Source organism: Nonomuraea sp. NPDC054003 (assembly GCF_055585125.1).
This window is the reverse complement of the sequence record NZ_JBVJKR010000002.1, coordinates 306,994-324,391: the sequence shown is the minus strand read 5'-3', so window position 1 is coordinate 324,391 and position 17,398 is coordinate 306,994. Positions and strand designations below refer to the sequence as shown.

Annotated in this window: 13 protein-coding genes; 3 read left to right on the top strand and 10 right to left on the bottom strand. The window is 72.9% G+C overall.

Annotation, left to right across the window (positions count from 1 at the left end; genetic code table 11):
- Positions 1-7: 7 nt before the first annotated feature.
- From ftsW to mraZ, 9 genes are all read right to left on the bottom strand, one after another.
- Complete coding sequence (ftsW, locus tag ACZ6YG_RS05695) at positions 8-1,300, bottom strand: putative lipid II flippase FtsW (RefSeq protein WP_466017312.1); 1,293 nt, start codon at positions 1,298-1,300, stop codon at positions 8-10.
- Positions 1,297-2,661, bottom strand: a complete 1,365-nt coding sequence (gene murD / locus ACZ6YG_RS05690; protein ID WP_466017311.1) for a UDP-N-acetylmuramoyl-L-alanine--D-glutamate ligase — start codon at positions 2,659-2,661, stop codon at positions 1,297-1,299. The genes ftsW and murD overlap by 4 nt, the downstream gene beginning before the upstream one ends.
- Positions 2,661-3,716 (bottom strand): phospho-N-acetylmuramoyl-pentapeptide-transferase, encoded by a 1,056-nt coding sequence (gene mraY, locus ACZ6YG_RS05685; protein WP_148032678.1) that lies wholly within the window; start codon positions 3,714-3,716, stop codon positions 2,661-2,663. The genes murD and mraY overlap by 1 nt, the downstream gene beginning before the upstream one ends.
- A complete protein-coding gene (locus ACZ6YG_RS05680) occupies positions 3,713-5,131 on the bottom strand; it encodes a UDP-N-acetylmuramoyl-tripeptide--D-alanyl-D-alanine ligase (RefSeq protein WP_466017310.1) in 1,419 nt (472 codons plus the stop codon). The genes mraY and ACZ6YG_RS05680 overlap by 4 nt, the downstream gene beginning before the upstream one ends.
- On the bottom strand, positions 5,128-6,660 hold the full coding sequence (locus ACZ6YG_RS05675) for a UDP-N-acetylmuramoyl-L-alanyl-D-glutamate--2,6-diaminopimelate ligase (protein WP_466017471.1): 1,533 nt from the start codon (positions 6,658-6,660) through the stop codon (positions 5,128-5,130). The genes ACZ6YG_RS05680 and ACZ6YG_RS05675 overlap by 4 nt, the downstream gene beginning before the upstream one ends.
- Positions 6,661-6,697: 37 nt before the next feature.
- Positions 6,698-8,428, bottom strand: coding sequence for a peptidoglycan D,D-transpeptidase FtsI family protein (locus ACZ6YG_RS05670; RefSeq protein WP_466017470.1), 1,731 nt, complete (start codon positions 8,426-8,428; stop codon positions 6,698-6,700).
- 902 nt (positions 8,429-9,330) lie between these two features.
- A complete protein-coding gene (ftsL, locus tag ACZ6YG_RS05665) occupies positions 9,331-10,047 on the bottom strand; it encodes a cell division protein FtsL (RefSeq protein ID WP_148032680.1) in 717 nt (238 codons plus the stop codon).
- Positions 10,031-11,014, bottom strand: a complete 984-nt coding sequence (gene rsmH / locus ACZ6YG_RS05660; RefSeq protein ID WP_148032681.1) for a 16S rRNA (cytosine(1402)-N(4))-methyltransferase RsmH — start codon at positions 11,012-11,014, stop codon at positions 10,031-10,033. Before rsmH ends, ftsL begins: the two co-directional genes overlap by 17 nt.
- Positions 11,015-11,231: 217 nt before the next feature.
- Positions 11,232-11,663 carry a division/cell wall cluster transcriptional repressor MraZ gene (gene mraZ / locus ACZ6YG_RS05655; protein ID WP_148032682.1) on the bottom strand — a complete coding sequence of 144 codons (432 nt, stop codon included), beginning with the start codon at positions 11,661-11,663 and terminating at the stop codon, positions 11,232-11,234.
- A 425-nt stretch (positions 11,664-12,088) separates the two neighbouring features.
- Here mraZ and ACZ6YG_RS05650 point away from each other — a divergent pair, with 425 nt between their 5' ends.
- The 3 genes from ACZ6YG_RS05650 to ACZ6YG_RS05640 are packed head-to-tail and all read left to right on the top strand — an operon-like array spanning position 12,089 to position 16,799.
- Positions 12,089-13,114, top strand: a complete 1,026-nt coding sequence (locus ACZ6YG_RS05650) for an AAA family ATPase (protein WP_372452399.1) — start codon at positions 12,089-12,091, stop codon at positions 13,112-13,114.
- On the top strand, positions 13,111-14,364 hold the full coding sequence (locus ACZ6YG_RS05645) for a DUF58 domain-containing protein (RefSeq protein ID WP_148032684.1): 1,254 nt from the start codon (positions 13,111-13,113) through the stop codon (positions 14,362-14,364). The genes ACZ6YG_RS05650 and ACZ6YG_RS05645 overlap by 4 nt, the downstream gene beginning before the upstream one ends.
- Positions 14,361-16,799 (top strand): transglutaminase TgpA family protein, encoded by a 2,439-nt coding sequence (locus ACZ6YG_RS05640; protein ID WP_148032685.1) that lies wholly within the window; start codon positions 14,361-14,363, stop codon positions 16,797-16,799. The genes ACZ6YG_RS05645 and ACZ6YG_RS05640 overlap by 4 nt, the downstream gene beginning before the upstream one ends.
- Before the next feature lie 83 nt (positions 16,800-16,882).
- Here the strand turns inward: ACZ6YG_RS05640 and ACZ6YG_RS05635 are convergent, their stop codons facing one another.
- Complete coding sequence (locus ACZ6YG_RS05635) at positions 16,883-17,278, bottom strand: DUF3040 domain-containing protein (protein ID WP_148032686.1); 396 nt, start codon at positions 17,276-17,278, stop codon at positions 16,883-16,885.
- Positions 17,279-17,398 lie beyond the last annotated feature (120 nt).

Here is a 17,398-nt window from a genome sequence, read left to right as displayed (position 1 = left end):
TCACTCCCTAACGTCTTCCTCGGCCTCTGGTCATACCCCCCAGGCCAAGCCAGCTTAGGGCCCGCACGGCCGGTCCGGGGCCACGCGCGGCCAGAGCCTCACGCGCCCCCGGCTCCCGCTTGGCGAACGACAGCAGCATGCCCAGCGCCGCCAGCGTGGGCAGCAGCGCGGACCCGCCGTAGGAGACCAGCGGCAGCGGGATGCCGGTGATCGGCAGGACCCCGAGCACCGCGCCCATGTTGACGATGGCCTGCCCGACGACCCAGGCCACGACCGCGACGGAGACCAGCCGGACGAACGCGTCGTTGACCCGGGAGGCCACCCGCAGCCCGGCGTACCCGAGCAGGCCGAACAGCGCGACCACCAGCAGCGTGCCCATCAGCCCGAGCTCCTCGCCGAGGATGGCGAAGATGAAGTCGCTCTCGCCGTGCGGCAGCCAGTCCCACTTCTGCCTGCTGCTGCCGAGCCCGAGCCCGAACCAGCCGCCCGAGCCCATCGCGATCTGCCCCTGCACGGCCTGGTAGCCCGCGCCCTGCGCGTCGGCCCACGGGTCGAGGAAGGCGCCGACGCGGGCCAGCCGGTAGGGCTCCACGGTGATCATGATGACGGCGGCCAGCACGGCGAGCGAGAGGATGCCGCCGAACAGCTTGACCGGCGCCCCCACCACCCACAGCAGCGCCAGGAAGATCAGGAACAGCACGAGCGTGGTGCCGAGGTCGCTGCCGAGCATGACCAGGATGGCCAGGATGGCGGTGCCGGGCAGCAGCGGGATGAGCATCTGCCGCCACTCGATGCGGCCCTTGCGCACCCGCCGCGCCAGCAGGTCGGCCCCCCACAGCGCCAGCCCGAGCTTGGCCGGCTCGGACGGCTGGACGGTGAACGGGCCGAAGTAGATCCACCGCTGCGCGCCCAGCTCGGACGAGCCGATGAACAGCACCAGGACCAGCGCGATGATCGACAACGCCATCAGCGGATAGCCCATCCACCGGAAGAACCGGTAGGGCAGCTGCGTGAAGAACCACATGATGGGCAGCCCGACGGCCGCCGACAGCGACTGCTTGATGAACCAGTAGAACGGGTTGCCGGTCTCCTGCATCGCCTCGATGCTGGAGGCGGAGAGCACCATCATCAGCCCGAGCGAGAGCAGCAGCAGGCTGCACCCGAGGATCAGGTAGTAGGTCGCCAGCGGCTTGTCGAGCAGCTCCTTGAGCGTGGTGAGCCGCTCGCGGGCCCAGGTCGACGGCTGCTGCGTGGCGGCCGGGCGGGCGGGCTCGGCGCGTTCGCCGGTGGCCGTGCTCACGTGCCCGCCTCCAAGGCGCGTACGGCTCGCGCGAAGGCCTCCCCTCGGGCCGGGTAGCCGGGGAACATGTCCAGCGAGGCGCCCGCCGGGGCGAGCAGCACGGTGTCCCCGGGGGAGGCGAGGCGGGAGGCTTCGGTCACGACACGGTCCATCACACCAGTGTCCTGACCTTCGATGTCCACGACGGGGACATTCGGCGCGTGTCGCGCGAGAGCTTCGGCGATCCTGGCCCGGTCGGCGCCGAGCAGGACGGCCCCGCGCAGCCGCGGCGCCGCCTGGCGGACCAGGTCGGCCACGTCGGCGCCCTTGAGCTGCCCGCCGGCCACCCACACGATCGACGGGTAGGACGCCAGCGCGGCCGCGGCGGCGTGCGGGTTGGTGGCCTTGGAGTCGTCCACGTAGTCGACCTCGGCGACCCTGGCGACGTGCGCCAGCCGGTGCGGGTCGGGCGTGAAGTCCCGCAGGCCCTGCCGCACCGCTTCCGCCGGCACGCCGAACGCGCGGGCCAGCGCGGCGGCGGCCAGGGCGTTGGCGACGTTGTGGGGCGCGAGCGGGCGCACGTCGGCGAGTGTGGCGAGCTCCTCGGCCGCCTCCACGGGGTCGCCGACGAAGGCCCGGTCGACCAGCAGGTCCTCGACCAGGCCGACCTGGCCGGGCCTGGGGACGCGCAGCGTGAACCCGACCGCGCCGGGGTAAGGACCGGCCAGCCGGGCGGACTCCGGGTCGTCGGCGTTGTAGATCACGGTGCCGGCCCGTTCGAAGACGCGCCCCTTGGCGGCCGCGTAGGCGTCCATCGAGCCGTGCCAGTCGAGGTGGTCGGGCGCCACGTTGAGCACGGCCGCGGCGTGCGGGGCGAGCGTGGCCGACCAGTGGAGCTGGAAGCTGGACAACTCGACCGCGAGCACGTCGTACGGCTCGCGCACGGCTTCGACGACGGGCACGCCCACGTTGCCGACGGCGGCGGCCTTGTGACCGGCGGCGGTCAGCATGGCGGTGAGCATGCGCACGGCGGTGGTCTTGCCGTTGGTGCCGGTGAGCGCCAGCCAGGGGGCGGGCTCGGCGGGCCGCAGCCGCCAGGCGAGCTCCACCTCGCCGATCACCTCGACGCCGGCCGACAGGGCGGCGGCGATCAGCGGGTGGTGCGGCGCCCAGCCGGTGGTGACCAGCCGGGTGGTGCCCTCGGGCAGCGACAGCGGGCCGAGCCGGACCTCCACGCCGCGGCCGGACAGCTCCGCCGCCGCGGCCAGCTGCCGCTCTCCCCCGCCGGACTCCACGACCACCACGCGCTCGCCCCGCCCGGCGAGGGCCCTGGCCACGGCGGTGCCGGACACGCCGAGCCCGGCGACGCAGGTGAGACTCATCAGCGGGGCATCCATTCGACGTAGAACAGGCCGAGCCCGAGCGCCGCGCACAGACCGGCGATCAGCCAGAAGCGGACCACGATCGTCGTCTCGGCCCAGCCCTTGAGCTCGAAGTGGTGCTGCAGCGGCGCCATCCGGAACACCCGTTTGCCGGTCATCTTGAAGAAGCCGACCTGGATGATCACCGACAGCGTGATGACCACGCAGAGCCCGGCGAGGAGGATGAGCAGCAGCTGGGTGCGGGTGGCGATGGCCAGTCCGGCCAGCACGCCGCCGAGGGCCAGCGAGCCGGTGTCTCCCATGAAGATCTTGGCGGGCGGGGCGTTCCACCACAGGAAGCCGACGAGCGCGCCGAGCACCGAGGCGGCGACCACGGCCAGGTCGAGCGGGTCGCGCACCCAGTAGCAGTTGGGGCCGAGCTGGTCGATGCAGTTGTTGCGGAGCTGCCAGTTGCCGATGAGCACGTACGCGCCGAGCACCACGCCGGTGGCGCCGCTGGCCAGGCCGTCGAGGCCGTCGGTGAGGTTCACCGCGTTGGAGAACCCGACGATCATGATGAGCACCCAGATGGTGAACCCCACGATGCCGATCGACGGGCCGAAGTCGCGCAGGAAGGAGAGCCGGGTGTCGGCGGGGGTGATCTGGTAGATGTTCGGCTGCTGGGTGACCAGCACGGCGAAGATCGCGCCCACGATGAGCTGGCCGAACGCCTTGGCGCCGCTGCGCAGGCCGAGGCTGCGCTGCTTGTAGATCTTGATGAAGTCGTCGAGGAAGCCGACGGCGCCGAGCCCGGTCATCAGGAACAGCACGAGCAGGCCGGAGGCGGTGACCGGCTCCAGCGTGGCCAGGTGGGAGGCGCCGTAGGCGAGCAGCGAGCCGAGCACGATGACGGTGCCGCCCATGGTGGGGGTGCCGCGCTTGCCGTGGTGGCCGGACGGTCCTTCCTCGCGGATCTCCTGGCCGTAGCCGCGCCTGGAGAACACCCGGATGGCCAGGGGGGTGCCGAGCATCGACAGGACGAGCCCGACGGCGCCGGCGATGATGATGTTGGTCACCGGCCTGCACCTCCCAGCAGGAGCTCGGCGGTGCGCTCCAGGCCCATGGCGCGCGGGCCCTTGACGAGCACGACGTCGCCGGGCCGCAGCCACGGGCCGAGCTCGGCGGCGGCGGCCTGGGCGTCGGGCACGTGCACGATGCGGGGCAGCGGGGTGCCCGGGGGCCCGCCTCGCTGGGCCTGCTCGGCGCCCGCGTGGGCGCCCTGGAGCACCGGGCCCGCGTCGGGGCCGGCCACGACGAGCCCGGTCAGGCCGCCCGCGCCGGCCAGGCGGCCGACCTCGGTGTTGAGCGCCTCGCTGTCTTCGCCCAGCTCGCGCAGGGCGGCGATGACCGCGAACCGCCGCCGGTCGCGCCCGAGCACGGCGAGCGTCTCCAGCGCGGCCCGCATCGAGTCGGGGTTGGCGTTGTAGGCGTCGTTGACGATCGTCACGCCGTCGGGGCGGTCGGTGACCTCCATCCGCCACCGGCTGCGCGGCTCGGCCGCCGACAGCTCCTCGGCGATGGCGGCGACGGGCAGGCCCAGCTCGTAGCCCGCGGCGGCGGCGGCCAGCGCGTTGTCGACCGCGTGTGCTCCGTACAGCCTGAGCTTGACGGGCGCGGCGCCGGAGGGGGTGCGGAGCGTGAACGAGGCGCGCCCGCGCTCGTCGGCGGTGACGTCCTCGGCGCGGATGGCCGCGTGCTCGCCGCGCCCGAACAGGGTGACGCGCGCGTCGGTGCGCGCGGCCATGGCCAGGACCAGCGGGTCGTCGGCGTTGAGCACCGCGACGCCGGTGCGCGGCAGCGCCTCGACCAGCTCGCCCTTGGCCTTGGCGATGGCCTCCTTGCCGCCGAACTCGCCGATGTGGGCGGTGCCGACGTTGAGGACCACGCCGATCGTGGGCGGGGCGATGCGGGCCAGGTCGGCGATGTTGCCGATGTGGCGGGCGCTCAGCTCCAGCACCAGGTAGCGGGTGTCGAGGCCGGCCTTGAGGACGGTGAGCGGGTGGCCGATCTCGTTGTTGTGGTTTCCGGCCGGGGCGATCGTCGGGCCGATCCTGGCGGTCAGCCGCGCGAGGAGGTCCTTGGTGGTGGTCTTGCCCGCCGAGCCGGTCACCCCGATCACGGTCGCGTCCGGCAGCGACGCGGCCTGCGCGGTCGCCAGCTCGGCCAGCGCGGCCGTGGTGTCAGGCACGATGACGGCGGGCGCCTCGACCGGGCGGCCGGCCAGCACCGCGACGGCGCCGGCCCGCACGGCCTGCGCCGCGTAGTCGTGTCCGTCGACGCGGGCGCCTCTGAACGCGACGAAGAGGGATCCCGGCTCGACGGCCCGCGAGTCGATCACGACGGGGCCGCGCACCACGGCGCGGGGGTCGGCCATGCCCGACAGCGCGCCCGAGGTTATCTCGGCGATCCTGGCCAGAGGCAACGGGATCATTCGTACTTCCTGCTTTCCTTGCGTGCGTCGATCGCTGCGGCGACCACCTCCCTGTCGTCGAAGGGGATCACCTCGCCTGAAACGTACTGGCCCTGCTCGTGGCCCTTGCCTGCCACGACTATGACGTCACCGCGTGTGGCGCGGTTCACCGCGAGGTCGATGGCGGCCGCGCGGTCGGGCTCAATGATCACATGAGCGCGCTCCTCGCGGGGCACGCTCAGCGCCCCTTCCATCATCTCGGCCAGGATGGCCAGCGGATCCTCGGAGCGGGGGTTGTCGCTGGTGAGAACCGCCACATCGGCCAGCCGCGCGGCGGCCTCGCCCATGAGCGGCCGCTTGCCCCTGTCGCGGTCGCCGCCGCAGCCGAGCACGACGGTGAGCCGGCCCGCGGTCACCTCGCGGAGCGAGTGGAGCACCGACTCCACGGCGCCGGGTTTGTGCGAGTAGTCGACGACGGCCTGGAACTCGTCGCCGGAGCCGGTGACCCGCTCCATCCGGCCGGGCACCCCGGTGAGGGTGCCGACGCCGTGGACCGCGGTCTGCAGCGGCACGCCGGCCTCGACCAGGGTGACGACGGCGCCGAGCGCGTTGGCGACGTTGAACGGGCCGGGCAGCGCGATCTGCGCGTCGGCCTCGACGCCGCCGGGGCCGACGATCCTGAAGGCGCTGCCGTCGGCGCCCAGCCGGGCGTCGAGCGCCCGCCACTCGGCGCCTGGGTCGCCCTGGGCGGAGAACGTGGTCATCGGCACCTTGGCCAGGCGCAGCAGCTCTCGCCCGTGGGGATCGTCGAGGTTGGTCACGCCGACCCGGCTCAGCTCGGGCTGGAAGAGCCTGGCCTTGGTGGCGAAGTAGTCGTCGAGGTCCTTGTGGAAGTCGAGGTGGTCCTGCGACAGGTTGGTGAACAGCGCCACGTCGTAGAAGACGCCGTCGACGCGGTTGAGCGCGAGCGCGTGGCTGGAGACCTCCATGGCGGCCGCGGTGACGCCCTGCTCGCGCATGAGCGCGAACAGGCCGTGCAGATCCGACGCCTCCGGGGTGGTGAGCCCGGCTTCGAAGCACAGGTCGCCGGCGTGGATCTCGACGCCGCCCACCAGGCCGGTGCGCAGGCCCGCCGCGCGCAGCCCCGCCTCCAGCAGGAACGTGGTGGTGGACTTGCCGCTGGTGCCGGTGACGCCGAGGACCGTGATGTCGCGGGCCGGGTGACCGTAGACCCAGGCGGCGACCTGGCCGAGCAGGGCGCGCGGATCGGGCACGACGAGCACCGGCAGGCCGGTGGCGACGGCCGCGTCGCGGCCCGCGGCGTCGGTCAGGACGGCCACGGCGCCGCGCGCCATCGCCTCGGCGGAGAAGTCGGCGCCGTGCGCGCGCTCACCGCGGAGCGCGACGTAGAGGTCTCCGCGCCGCGCCTGGCGGGAGTCGTGGGTGACGCCGGTGAGCGCGGCGTGCGGCGACCGCGCGGTGCCGGTCTCGGCATCGAGCATGGTCGCCAGCGCGGTCAGCGGGCGCGGCGGGCTGTCGGTGGGACGCATGGACGGGGGACGCACGGCGGCAGCGTACCCTCCCCTCTCACTGCTCCGCGCCTTCGCGCGCCGGAGACGCGGCAGAGCCTGTAGGCGGGATCTTCCTGCTCTTGAGAGCGAACGTCATCACATCCTTGAACACCGGGGCCGCGATCTGCCCGCCGTAGTGGCCGTTCTTCGGGTTCTGCAGCACCGACAGCACCACCAGGCGGGGCGCGTCGGCGGGCGTGAAACCGGCGAACGAGGCGGTGTAGCCGTCGTAGCGGCCGAGTTCGGCATCGTAGCGGTTCGCGGTGCCGGTTTTGCCCGCCACCCGATATCCCGGGATGGCGGCCAGCTCGCCGGTGCCCTGCGCGCCGACCGCGTCCTCGAGCATGGCGGTGATCTCCTTGGCGGTGGCCGTGCTGATGACCCTGGTCTTCTTTCCGGGCTTGGCCGGCGTGAACGTGCCGTCGGGGGCGGTGGTGCCGGCGACGATCCTGGGCTCGACCTTCACGCCGCCGTTGGCGATCGTCTGGTAGACGCTGGCCATCTGCAGCGCGGTCACCGACACGCCCTGTCCGTAGGCGATCGTGCAGCTCTGGCTGCCCGACCACTTGTCGTGGTGCGGCAGCAGACCGGCCCCGGCGCCCGGCATGTCGCCGCCGGGTTTGGTGCCGAACCCGAACGCCTTGAGCATGTCGTACAGGCCCTCGCTGCCGACCCTGCGCGCCGCCATGACCGTGGCGACGTTGCTGGACTGCGCCATGGCCTGGGCGAAGGTCATGTCCTCCGGCGGGTGAGCGTGGGCGTCACGCAGCACCCGGTCGTAGCACTGGATGTTGTCCTTGACGTGGAAGACCGTGTCGGAGTCGACCACGCCGGCCTCCAGCGCGGCCGCGGCGGTGATCACCTTGTTGGTGCTGCCGGGCTCGAACACGTCGGCGGCGGCCCGGTTGAGGTAGTGAGACTCGGGGGCCTCGCGCCAGTTGGCCAGGTCGAGCTCGGGGGCGTTGGCCATGGCGATGACGTCGGCGGTGCGCACGTCCATGACGATGACGGTGCCGCTGCTCGCGCCGGCGGATTCGACCTGCTCACCGATCGCCTTCTGGGCGGCCCACTGGATGTCGCGGTCGATCGTCAGGCGCACGTCGCGGCCGTCGACGGGGGGTGTGCGCTGGCTGCCGGTCATCGGGATGCGCTGCAGGTCGCGGCCGGTCTCGATCTGCAGCTCGCCGTCGGTCCCGGCCAGCGCGGTGTTCTTCACCTGCTCGATCCCGGTCAGGCCGTCCTTGTCGTCGCCGACGAAGCCGATCAGGCTGCCCGCCAGGTCTCCGCCCGGGTAGACGCGGCGGAAGGTGCTGGTCGCGTTGAGCGACGGCACCGGCTCCTTGAGCAGCCGGTCGGCCACGGGCGGGGCGACGCCCCTGGCCAGCAGCTGGTAGCGGGTGTCGGTCCTGGCCAGCTTGGCGGCCATCTCCTCCACGGGCCTGCCGAGGGTGCGGGCGAGCAGCGAGGCCACGCCCTGCCTGACCTCGGCGGGGATCTTGGACGGGTCGATGGAGATGTCGCGCGCCTCGACCGTGAGCGCCAGGTTGTGCCCGTTGACGTCGGTGATGGAGCCGCGCTTGGCGGGGATCTTCTCGACGTGCAGGCGCTGCTTGGTGGCCGCGGCCTCGTAGACCTTGGAGTCGAGGCCCTGCATCTGGATGAGGCGGCCGGCGAAGATCGACAGGATGAAGGTCATGGCGATGAGGCCGATGCTGATGCGCCGCTTCGGGCTGCCGAGGCGGAGCACGAGCGGCGGCTTCGGCGGCGGGGGCGGCTTGCGGCCTCCGCCGCCCGCGCGCGGCCGCGCCCCGTCCTGAGGGTCGCGCCGCGCGCCTTCGCCGGCGCGGACGCGGGTGCCCCCACGGCCGCCCGCGTCCGTGCCGGCACGTGTCGCCGCGCGTGGCCCTTCTCCGGGGCGCGCGCGTCCGGCGTCCTCGTCCCGGGGACGCCGTACAGGGTTGTCGGCCTGGGTGCGGCGCGCCGAGCCGTCGTCTCGGCCGCGCGCGTCGCCGTCGCCGCGTGATCGGTCGTGCGGGGGACGCCGGGCGGTGTCGGAGGGCCTGCGGCGGAACGCGTCGTCCTGCCGCGCCTCCGTGTCGCGCTGCCCGGCCCGGCCGCGCGAGGGGCCGGCGTCGCGCCGGTGGTCGCTCTCGTCCCTGCGGAACCGCTCTCCCCGGGCGGACCCCCCGCGTGCGCCTCCGGGAGGCGCCTCACCATCGCGCTGCCCGGCCCGGCCGCGCGACCGTTCCTCCGCGTGCGGGCCACCCGCTGGGAGGTCGTCCTCCCCCCGGCGGGAACCGCCCCGCTGGGAGGTACGGCCGCGCGACCCTTCGTCGGCGTGCGGGCCTCCAGCGGGGAGGTCGTCATCGCCGCGGCGTGGTCTCCCCTGCCCGGGGCGGGGCCGGCGTGGGCCGCCGGGAGCGGGGTCGTCGTCGGGAACGTCGTCGTCGGCCGGGGAACCTCCCCGGGAGCGGGGAGTGTCGCCGAAGGGGAGGTGGAAGGGGTCGTCCGGGGACGAGGCACGGCCTGTGCCGGGGCGCCCCGCCCGTCCGGGACCGCCCGGCGTACGACGAGCGGCGCCGGGCCCTCCCTGAGAGCCGGCGCCGCCCCCGCCGCGACCGGGGCCCTGCCCCCTGCCGCCGGAGTCTCTCACCGTGCCGGGCCCGCCTGACTGGAGGCGGAGCCGTCGTAGTTGTTGACCGAGTCCCAGTCGCGGCGCATGTCGAGGTCCTCGGCCCGCTCGGCGACCCTGCCGGGGAGCTTCTCCTCCTCGATCTTGCGCTGGAGGTCCTCGTTCTGCTGGCGGGCGGTGGAGATCTCGTCGACCAGGTTGGAGGCGGTCATCGAGTCCTGCGCCAGGACGGTGTTGAGGAGCAGCAGGGTGACCAGGCCACCGCACAGCAGCCCGACGACGAGCAGCACGAACGGGGCGCGCTGGCGCCGCGCGGGCCGCCCGGCGGCGGGGCGCCGCGGGCGCGCCTGCTCGGGCCGACCGGCCTCGGGACGCGGCTTGCGCACGCCGGGACGCGCCCTGCGCGGCTCGGTGACGGTGCGCGACCCGCGCACGCCGGTCCCGGCCGCGCGCTCGTCGGTCTCCACGCGGGTGGCGCGGTCGCGCACGCCGGCCGCGCCACGGCTCGCGCGCGCGCCCGTCTCGCCGCGCGAGGGCGCCGGGCGGGCCGCGCGGGGCGCCGGCTCGTCGTCGGCGCGCGGGCGGCGCCTGGCCGCGTCGGGCCGCGGCTGCGGGACGGGCTTGGCCGGGTGCGGCGGCTCGGGCCTGCGCTGGCCGGTCTTGGCCCCAGTCGTGGGCACAGCGCCGCGGACGGGCGCGCCCCGCCTGGTCTCCTGCTCAGTCCTGGTCGTCAACACGGATCCTCTCTGCGGCCCTGAGCCGGGCCGAAGCCGCCCGCGGGTTGCGGGCCAGCTCTTCTTCGCTCGGGAGCTCGGCTCCCCTCGTCAGGGTGCGGAACCGCGGCTGGTGGGCCGGCAGCGGGACGGGCAGCCCCGGCGGGCTGGTGTCCCTGGTCCGCGCGGTGAGGACCTGCTTGGTGAGCCGGTCCTCCAGCGAGTGGTAGGAGAGCACGACGACCCTCCCGCCCAGTGCCAGCGCGTCGAGCGCGGCGGGCAGCGCCACCTCCAGGGCGGCGAGCTCCGCGTTGACCTCGATGCGCAGCGCCTGGAAAGTCCTTTTGGCGGGGTTTCCCCCGGTGCGCCGGGTAGCGGCGGGGATCGCGTCCCTCACGAGGTCCGCGAGCCGCTTCGTCGACGTGATGGGGTCCTTGGCGCGTTCCTTGACGATGAGGTGCGCGACCCGTGCCGCGAACCGCTCCTCGCCGTAGTCGCGCAGGATCCGGATCAGCTCGGCCGCGGAGTAGGTGTTGACCACCGTCTCCGCCGTGAGCTCCTGCTCGGTGTCCATCCGCATGTCCAGCGGGGCGTCATAGGAGTAGGCGAACCCGCGCGCCGCCTCGTCGAGCTGCGGCGAGGAGACGCCGAGGTCGAACAGCGCCCCGTCGATGGTGGTGCGCCCCGCCCCGGCCAGCACGGCGTCCAGCTCGTCGGACGAGGCGTGGACCAGCGTGGTGCGCCCGGCGTACGGCGCGAGCCTGCGCGTGGCGTACTCGATCGCGAAAGGGTCGCGGTCGATGCCGATCACGTGGAGTGAGGGGTGTGCGGCGAGCAGGGCCTCGGTGTGGCCGCCGAGCCCCAGATTGGCGTCGACGACGACGGGTGCGGGGCCGGAGGCGGACGCGGTGATCGCGGGCTCCAGCAGCTCCAGAACGCGTTCGAGCATGACCGGAACGTGACCGGTCGTGTCGGCGTCGTCGTGCATCTCCACCCCCCTTTCGCGTCCTGGCTCGCGGATGACGCGGCCGGTCGATGTGTCGGTTGTCCTGGGTCCCCACCCCGGCGCCGCCCGGCCAGGTCCCCATCCGCACCCTCTTCGTGGACGCCTGCCATCTGACACCGGGGAAGGTGCATCAGCTGGCCGGCAGTGGTTGCGGGTGGAGACCTCGCCGAACGACATCTCCGACGGCTCGACCGTTTGTTTACAAGATCCCTGGCAACACCTCCTCGGAGAGGTCGGCGAACGCCTGTTCCTGCTCGTTGAGATAGGTGTCCCAGGCCTGTGCGTCCCAGATCTCCAGACGGGTGTTGGCCCCGATGACGACGCAGTCACGCTCCAGGCCGGCGTACTGGCGCAGGCCCTGCGGAATGGTGACGCGCCCCTGTTTGTCTGGCTTCTCGTCGGACGCGCTGGCGAAGAAGACGCGGCTGTAGTCACGCACCGCTTTGGCGGTAACCGGGGCGGTCCTGAGAGCCTCGGTGATGCGCTGGAACTCCTCCACAGGAAAGACGTAGAGGCATCGCTCCTGGCCTTTGGTGATCACAAGACCCTCCGCCAGCTCCTCACGGTACTTAGCCGGCAGGAACAGCCGTCCCTTGTCGTCCAGACGCGGGTGATGGGTGCCGAGGAACATCGGCGCCACCTCCCGTGCCTCGTGAAGCGCTCGGCGCTGGTGCACCGCGCTCTCCACTGCGCACCACCATACTCCACTTCTCCCCACCGTCAACTGATTCGAACCTTGTCCGCCGCTCAACTGGGAGGCGTTGTCGCAGGTCATAGCGGGTGGTGCGGAGTGGGGCCGGGGAAGCGCCCGCGGACCGGCGGCGGGCGTGTCGGGGCGCGCGAAAGCCGGGCCAATAAGGAGGCCCTGTGACGGGCGGGGCGGAGGTGGGGGAAAGTGGCGCGGCGCGCGGCCCAGTGTGTTACGGCATTCGCACCGCTATGCGACAAGAACGCGAACAGGAGCAGGCTTCTCTGGAATATCCACAAAAGTCGCCCAAGAACGCACAGAGTCGTAGGGTCGTACAGATAATGGAAAACAATGGCATGCCTCCCGCAATGCGCAGCCTCGCGCGAGGTGGCCGTCGCACTTCGCATGGAGGCCTGGTGGCAGTAACCCATGACGTCCCTCACCAGCTCGGGGAGCTGGTCACCACCGCTCACCGCATCCGCGAGGCCATCGAATCGGTGATCGAGGGAAAGGGCGACGCCGTCCGCCTCACACTGACCGTGTTGCTCGCCGAGGGCCATCTGCTGATCGAGGACGTTCCCGGGGTCGGCAAGACGATGCTGGCCAAGGCGCTGGCGCGGTCGATCGACTGCCCGGTGCGCCGCGTGCAGTTCACCCCCGACCTGCTGCCCAGTGACATCACCGGAGTGAGCGCCTACAACCAGCAGACGCGCGAGTTCGAGTTCAAGCCGGGGCCGGTGTTCGCCAACATCGTGGTGGGCGACGAGATCAACCGCGCCTCCCCCAAGACCCAGTCGGCGTTGCTGGAGTGCATGGAGGAGCGGCAGGTCACCGTCGACGGGCACACCTATCAGCTGGACGCGCCGTTCATGGTGATCGCGACGCAGAACCCGATCGAGATGGAAGGCACCTACCCGCTGCCCGAGGCGCAGCGCGACCGGTTCACGGCCAGGGTGGCGATGGGCTACCCGGAGCCGACGGCCGAGCTGGAGATGCTGGACGTGCACGGCGGCACCTCGCCGCTGGACAAGCTGGAGCCGGTGGCCACCACGTCGGAGGTGCGCGCGCTGATCGAGGCGGTGCGCGGCGTGTACGTGTCGCAGCCGGTCAAGAAGTACGCCATCGACCTGGCGGTGGCCACCCGCCACTCGCCCGACCTGCGCCTGGGCGCCTCTCCCCGGTCCACGCTGCAACTGGTGCGGGCGGCGCGGGCGCACGCGGCGCTGTCGGGCCGCGACTACGTCATCCCCGACGACCTGCAGGACCTCGCCGTCCCCGTGCTGGCGCACCGGCTGCTGCCCAGCGTGGAGGCGCAGGGGCAGCGGCGGCTGCCCGAGCAGGTGGTGATGGAGCTCGTCAGGCGCGTCCCGGTGCCGGAGACCCGGGCGTCGTGAGAGCGGGACTGCGAGCGCTCACCTCCAGGGGACGGTCCTTCCTGGCGTCGGGCGTCGCGGCGCTGCTGATGGCGTTCCTGCTCGGCGAGAACGACCTGTTCAGGATCGGGGTGCTGGTGGCGGCGCTGCCGCTGCTGGCCGCGATGGTGGTGGCGCGCACCCGCTACCGGCTGAGCTGCGCCAGGCGGCTGGACCCGGCCAGGGCCGAGGCGGGCGGCGAGGCCACGGTGACGCTGCGGCTGGAGAACGTGACCAGGCTGCCCACCGGCCTGCTGCTGATCGAGGACACGGTCCCGTACGCGCTGGGCGTGCGGCCGAGGTTCGTGCTGGACCGGGTGGAGGCGCGGGGCATCCGGGAGATCGACTACAAGGTGCGCTCGGATCTGCGCGGCCGGTACCCCATCGGGCCGCTGTCGGTGCGCATCGCGGACCCGTTCGGGCTGGTGGAGCTGACCCGTGCGTTCACGATCACCGACACGCTCGTGGTGACGCCGCAGGTGGTGGCGCTGCCGCACGTGCGGCTGTCCGGCGAGTGGACGGGCGGCGGCGACAGCCGCACCAGGAGCGTGGCGGCGGCCGGCGACGACGACGTGGCCCCGCGCGAGTACCGGCAGGGCGACGACCTGCGCCGGGTGCACTGGCGCTCGACGGCCCGGCGCGGCGAGCTGATGGTACGGCGCGAGGAGCAGCAGTGGCAGAGCCGCGGCGCTCTCCTGCTCGACACCCGTAAGTACGCGCACCGCGGCGAGGGCCCGCGCTCGTCGTTCGAGGTGGCGGTCTCGGCCGCGGCCTCGATCGGCGTCCACCTCGCCCGCGAGGGGCTGGGCCTGCGGCTGGTGACCGACCAGGGACCCGAGCACCTGACCGACACCGGGCTGAGCTGGTCGCTGCTGGACACGCTGGCGATGGTGCGCGGCTCGTCGGCGCGCTCGCTGGAGATGGGCGTCTCCGCGCTGCGCGCGGGCGGCGGCGACGGACTGATCGTGGCCGTGCTCGGCTCGCTCGACCCGGAGGAGGCCAGAGACCTGGCCAGGCTGAGACACAGCGGCATCACCGGCGTGGCGGTGCTGCTGGACGTGGAGACGTGGAACGGCCGCGAGGCCGACGAGGACTACCAGGCGGTGCAGACCGTGCTGGCCGGATACGGATGGCGGATCGTCCGGCTGCCCGCCGGGGTGTCGATCGCGTCGGTGTGGCAGGACGCGGGCAGCCGCGGCCGGTTCGCCGTGAGCGGAGGTACGGCTTCATGAGGCTCTCGATCGCCGCCGCGGTGGCGACGTTCACGGCCGCGATCCTGCTCTATCCGCTGTTCGAGGGCGGGGCCTGGTTCTGGGGCTCGCTCGGCGCGGTCCTCTCGGTCATGCTGGCGAGCCTGGTCAGCGGGCGGCTGTCGCTGCCGTCGTGGGCGGCGCCGCTGCTCGGCGTGGGCGTGCTGTTCGTCTATCTGACCGTGTCGTTCGCGGCGGAGGAGGCCTGGGCGCTGTTCGTGCCGACCGAGGACTCCGTGGTGGAGGTGGCGCGCCTGCTGGCCACCGGCTGGGCCGACATCCAGCGGTACGCGGCGCCGGTCCCGGCCAACGAGGCCATCACGCTGCTCACCACGGGCGGCGTGGGCCTGATCGCGATCGTCGTCGACCTGTTCGCGACCAGGCTGCGCAAGGCGGCGCTGGCCGGGCTGCCGCTGCTGGCGCTGGCCACGGTGCCGGCCACGATCCTGTCCGACCCGATCAGCTGGCCGGCGTTCATCGTGGCCGCGTTCGGGTTCACCGGCCTGCTCCTCGCGGACGGCCGCGAGCGGGTCGGCCAGTGGGGCCGGGCGGTGCTGGTGCGCCGGACCCGCACGACGGCGGCGGAGCTGCGGCCGGACAGGCGGGGCCCCGGCGCGTCCGCCGACACGAGCGGGCTGCGACTGTCGGGCAAGCGCATCGGGTTCGCCGCCATCGCGCTGGCCGTGCTGGTGCCGGCGATGCTGCCGGCCATGGAGCCGGTCTCGTTCTTCACCTTCGGCGTGGGGGGCGGCGGGCCCGGCCGGGGCAACTCGATCAGCATCCCGAACCCGATCGCGAACCTGAAGGGCCAGCTGGAGCTGCCGGAGCAGCGGACCGTGCTGACCTACTCCAACTCCGACAACCAGCCCCGGTACCTGCGCATCTACTCCCTCGACACCTTCGACGGCGACCAGTTCGGCATGACGCAGCCGGAGGGCGCGCCGGAGAACAGGACGGACAACGGCCCGCTCCCGCCGCCGCCGGGCCTGGGCGGGGGCGTGAAGCTGAAGAACGTCACGTCCACGATCACCATCAGTGACGAGATCGCCAAGCTGTCGTTCCTGCCGCTGCCGTACCCGCCACGGGAGATCCGCGTCGAGGGCGACTGGCGGGCCGACGTCAGAACGCTGATGGTCTTCTCCACCCGCGACGAGGCGGCGGGCCTGGAGTACCAGGTCGCGACCAGCGACCCGGAGCCCACGGCCGAGGTGCTGGAGTCGGCGCCGTCGTCCCGGCAGAGCATCGACGAGCGCTACCTGGAACTCCCCGACGACCTGCCGGAGGAGATCAGGGAGCTCGCGCGGGAGCAGGCGGGCGACGCCAAGACCGCCTACCAGGCGGCCGTGCGGCTGCAAAGGTTCTTCACCGACACCGGCGGCTTCGCCTACAGCCTGCGCACCCAGGGGCACGGCAACTCGGCGCTGGCCGACTTCCTGCTGCACAGCCGGGCCGGCTACTGCGAGCAGTTCGCCGCCTCGATGGCGATCCTGGCCAGGGTCGTCGGCATCCCGTCGCGGGTGGCGATCGGCTACACGGGCGGCACGCAGCTCGCCGGCCAGTGGACGGTGGCCACGAACGACTCCCACTCGTGGCCGGAGCTGTACTTCGAGGGCGTGGGCTGGCTGCCGTTCGAGCCGACGCCCTCGGGCACGCTGGGCCAGGGCAGCGCCCGGGTGCCGGAGTACACCCAGCCACGGCCCGAGGCCACGGCCGACCCCTCCTCCCCGACGCCGGACCGGACCTCCAGCGGCAGCGCGGAGGAGGAGCTGGGCCCGCAGAACCGGGGCAACGTGCGCGAGCTGGACCGGGAGGCGCTGCTGGCCAACGGCGGCCTGCCGCCGGAGGAGTCGACGCCGCTCGCCGCGCAGATCGGCATCGGCGCCGCGGTGCTGCTGCTGGTGCTGCTGATCCCGGCCGCGGCCAGGCTGATCACCAGGAGCAGGCGGGTCCGGGCGCTGGGCTGGAAGGTGTCGGAGCCGTCGGACGAGACGACGGCCAGGGTCGTGGCGGGCCGCCATCCGGCGGTGGCGGCGGCCTGGGCGGAACTGGACGACGCGCTCTACGACTACGGGATGGCCCGCGAGCCCAGCGAGACACCGCGCCAGCTGGCGCGGCGGCTGACCGAGCAGTACGAGTTCGGGGCCGAACCGGCGGCGGCCGTCACGGCGATCGCCTCGGCGGTGGAGCGGGTGCTCTACTCGCGGGAGCCCGGCGAGATCCCGCCGATGGGCGGGGACCTGCGCCGGGTGCGCAAGGCCTTGGCGGCGACGGTTTCACGTGCCAGGAGGGTGCGGGCGGTGCTGCTGCCGCCGTCGACGGTGCGGCGGCTGCGGCTCGTCGGCGAGCGGCTGCTGGACGGCTTCGACCGCCTGGAGAACATCAGGCTGCGGAGGACTGCGACGCAGAAGGGGACGTGAGAATCTGACCGAAGGTGCGGTCGTCTCCCGGGAGGGGGACGACCGCACCTTCGTCTAGGGGACGCCTTGTCGGGGGATGCGTGTCAGCGCTCGTCGTGACGACGACGCCAGCGTTCCTCCATGCGCTCCATGAAGGTGCCCCGGTTGCCCCGGCGGACCTGCTTGCCCTGCGGTGGAGCCCCCTGAGCCGAGGAGTCACCACCGAACCCATTCATTCGTTTCCAGCTGGACAGGCCCCACAGACACGCAGCGAGCATGACCACGAAACCGCCGACGCCGAGCGGGATCAAGTTGATCACCACGCCGACCATCAACAGGACGACGCCGAGGACAAAGCCGATCGTGGCTTTGACCAGGCGCCGCTTGTAATGGCTGCGTGGGTCACTGATCCTTACGGTGTTGGCCCACTTCGGGTCCTCGGCGTAGAGGGCCTGCTCGATCTGGTCGAGCAAGCGCTGCTCGTGCTCAGAGAGCGGCACGGCGCCTCCCAAGGACGGCCCCAGGACGGGGAAGACGGCAACGGACGACACGGGGTGTCCGGACCTCGCGGTCGGTTATCCCCAGAATACGAGGCTGTAGACGTAGGCGAAAGCAAACGT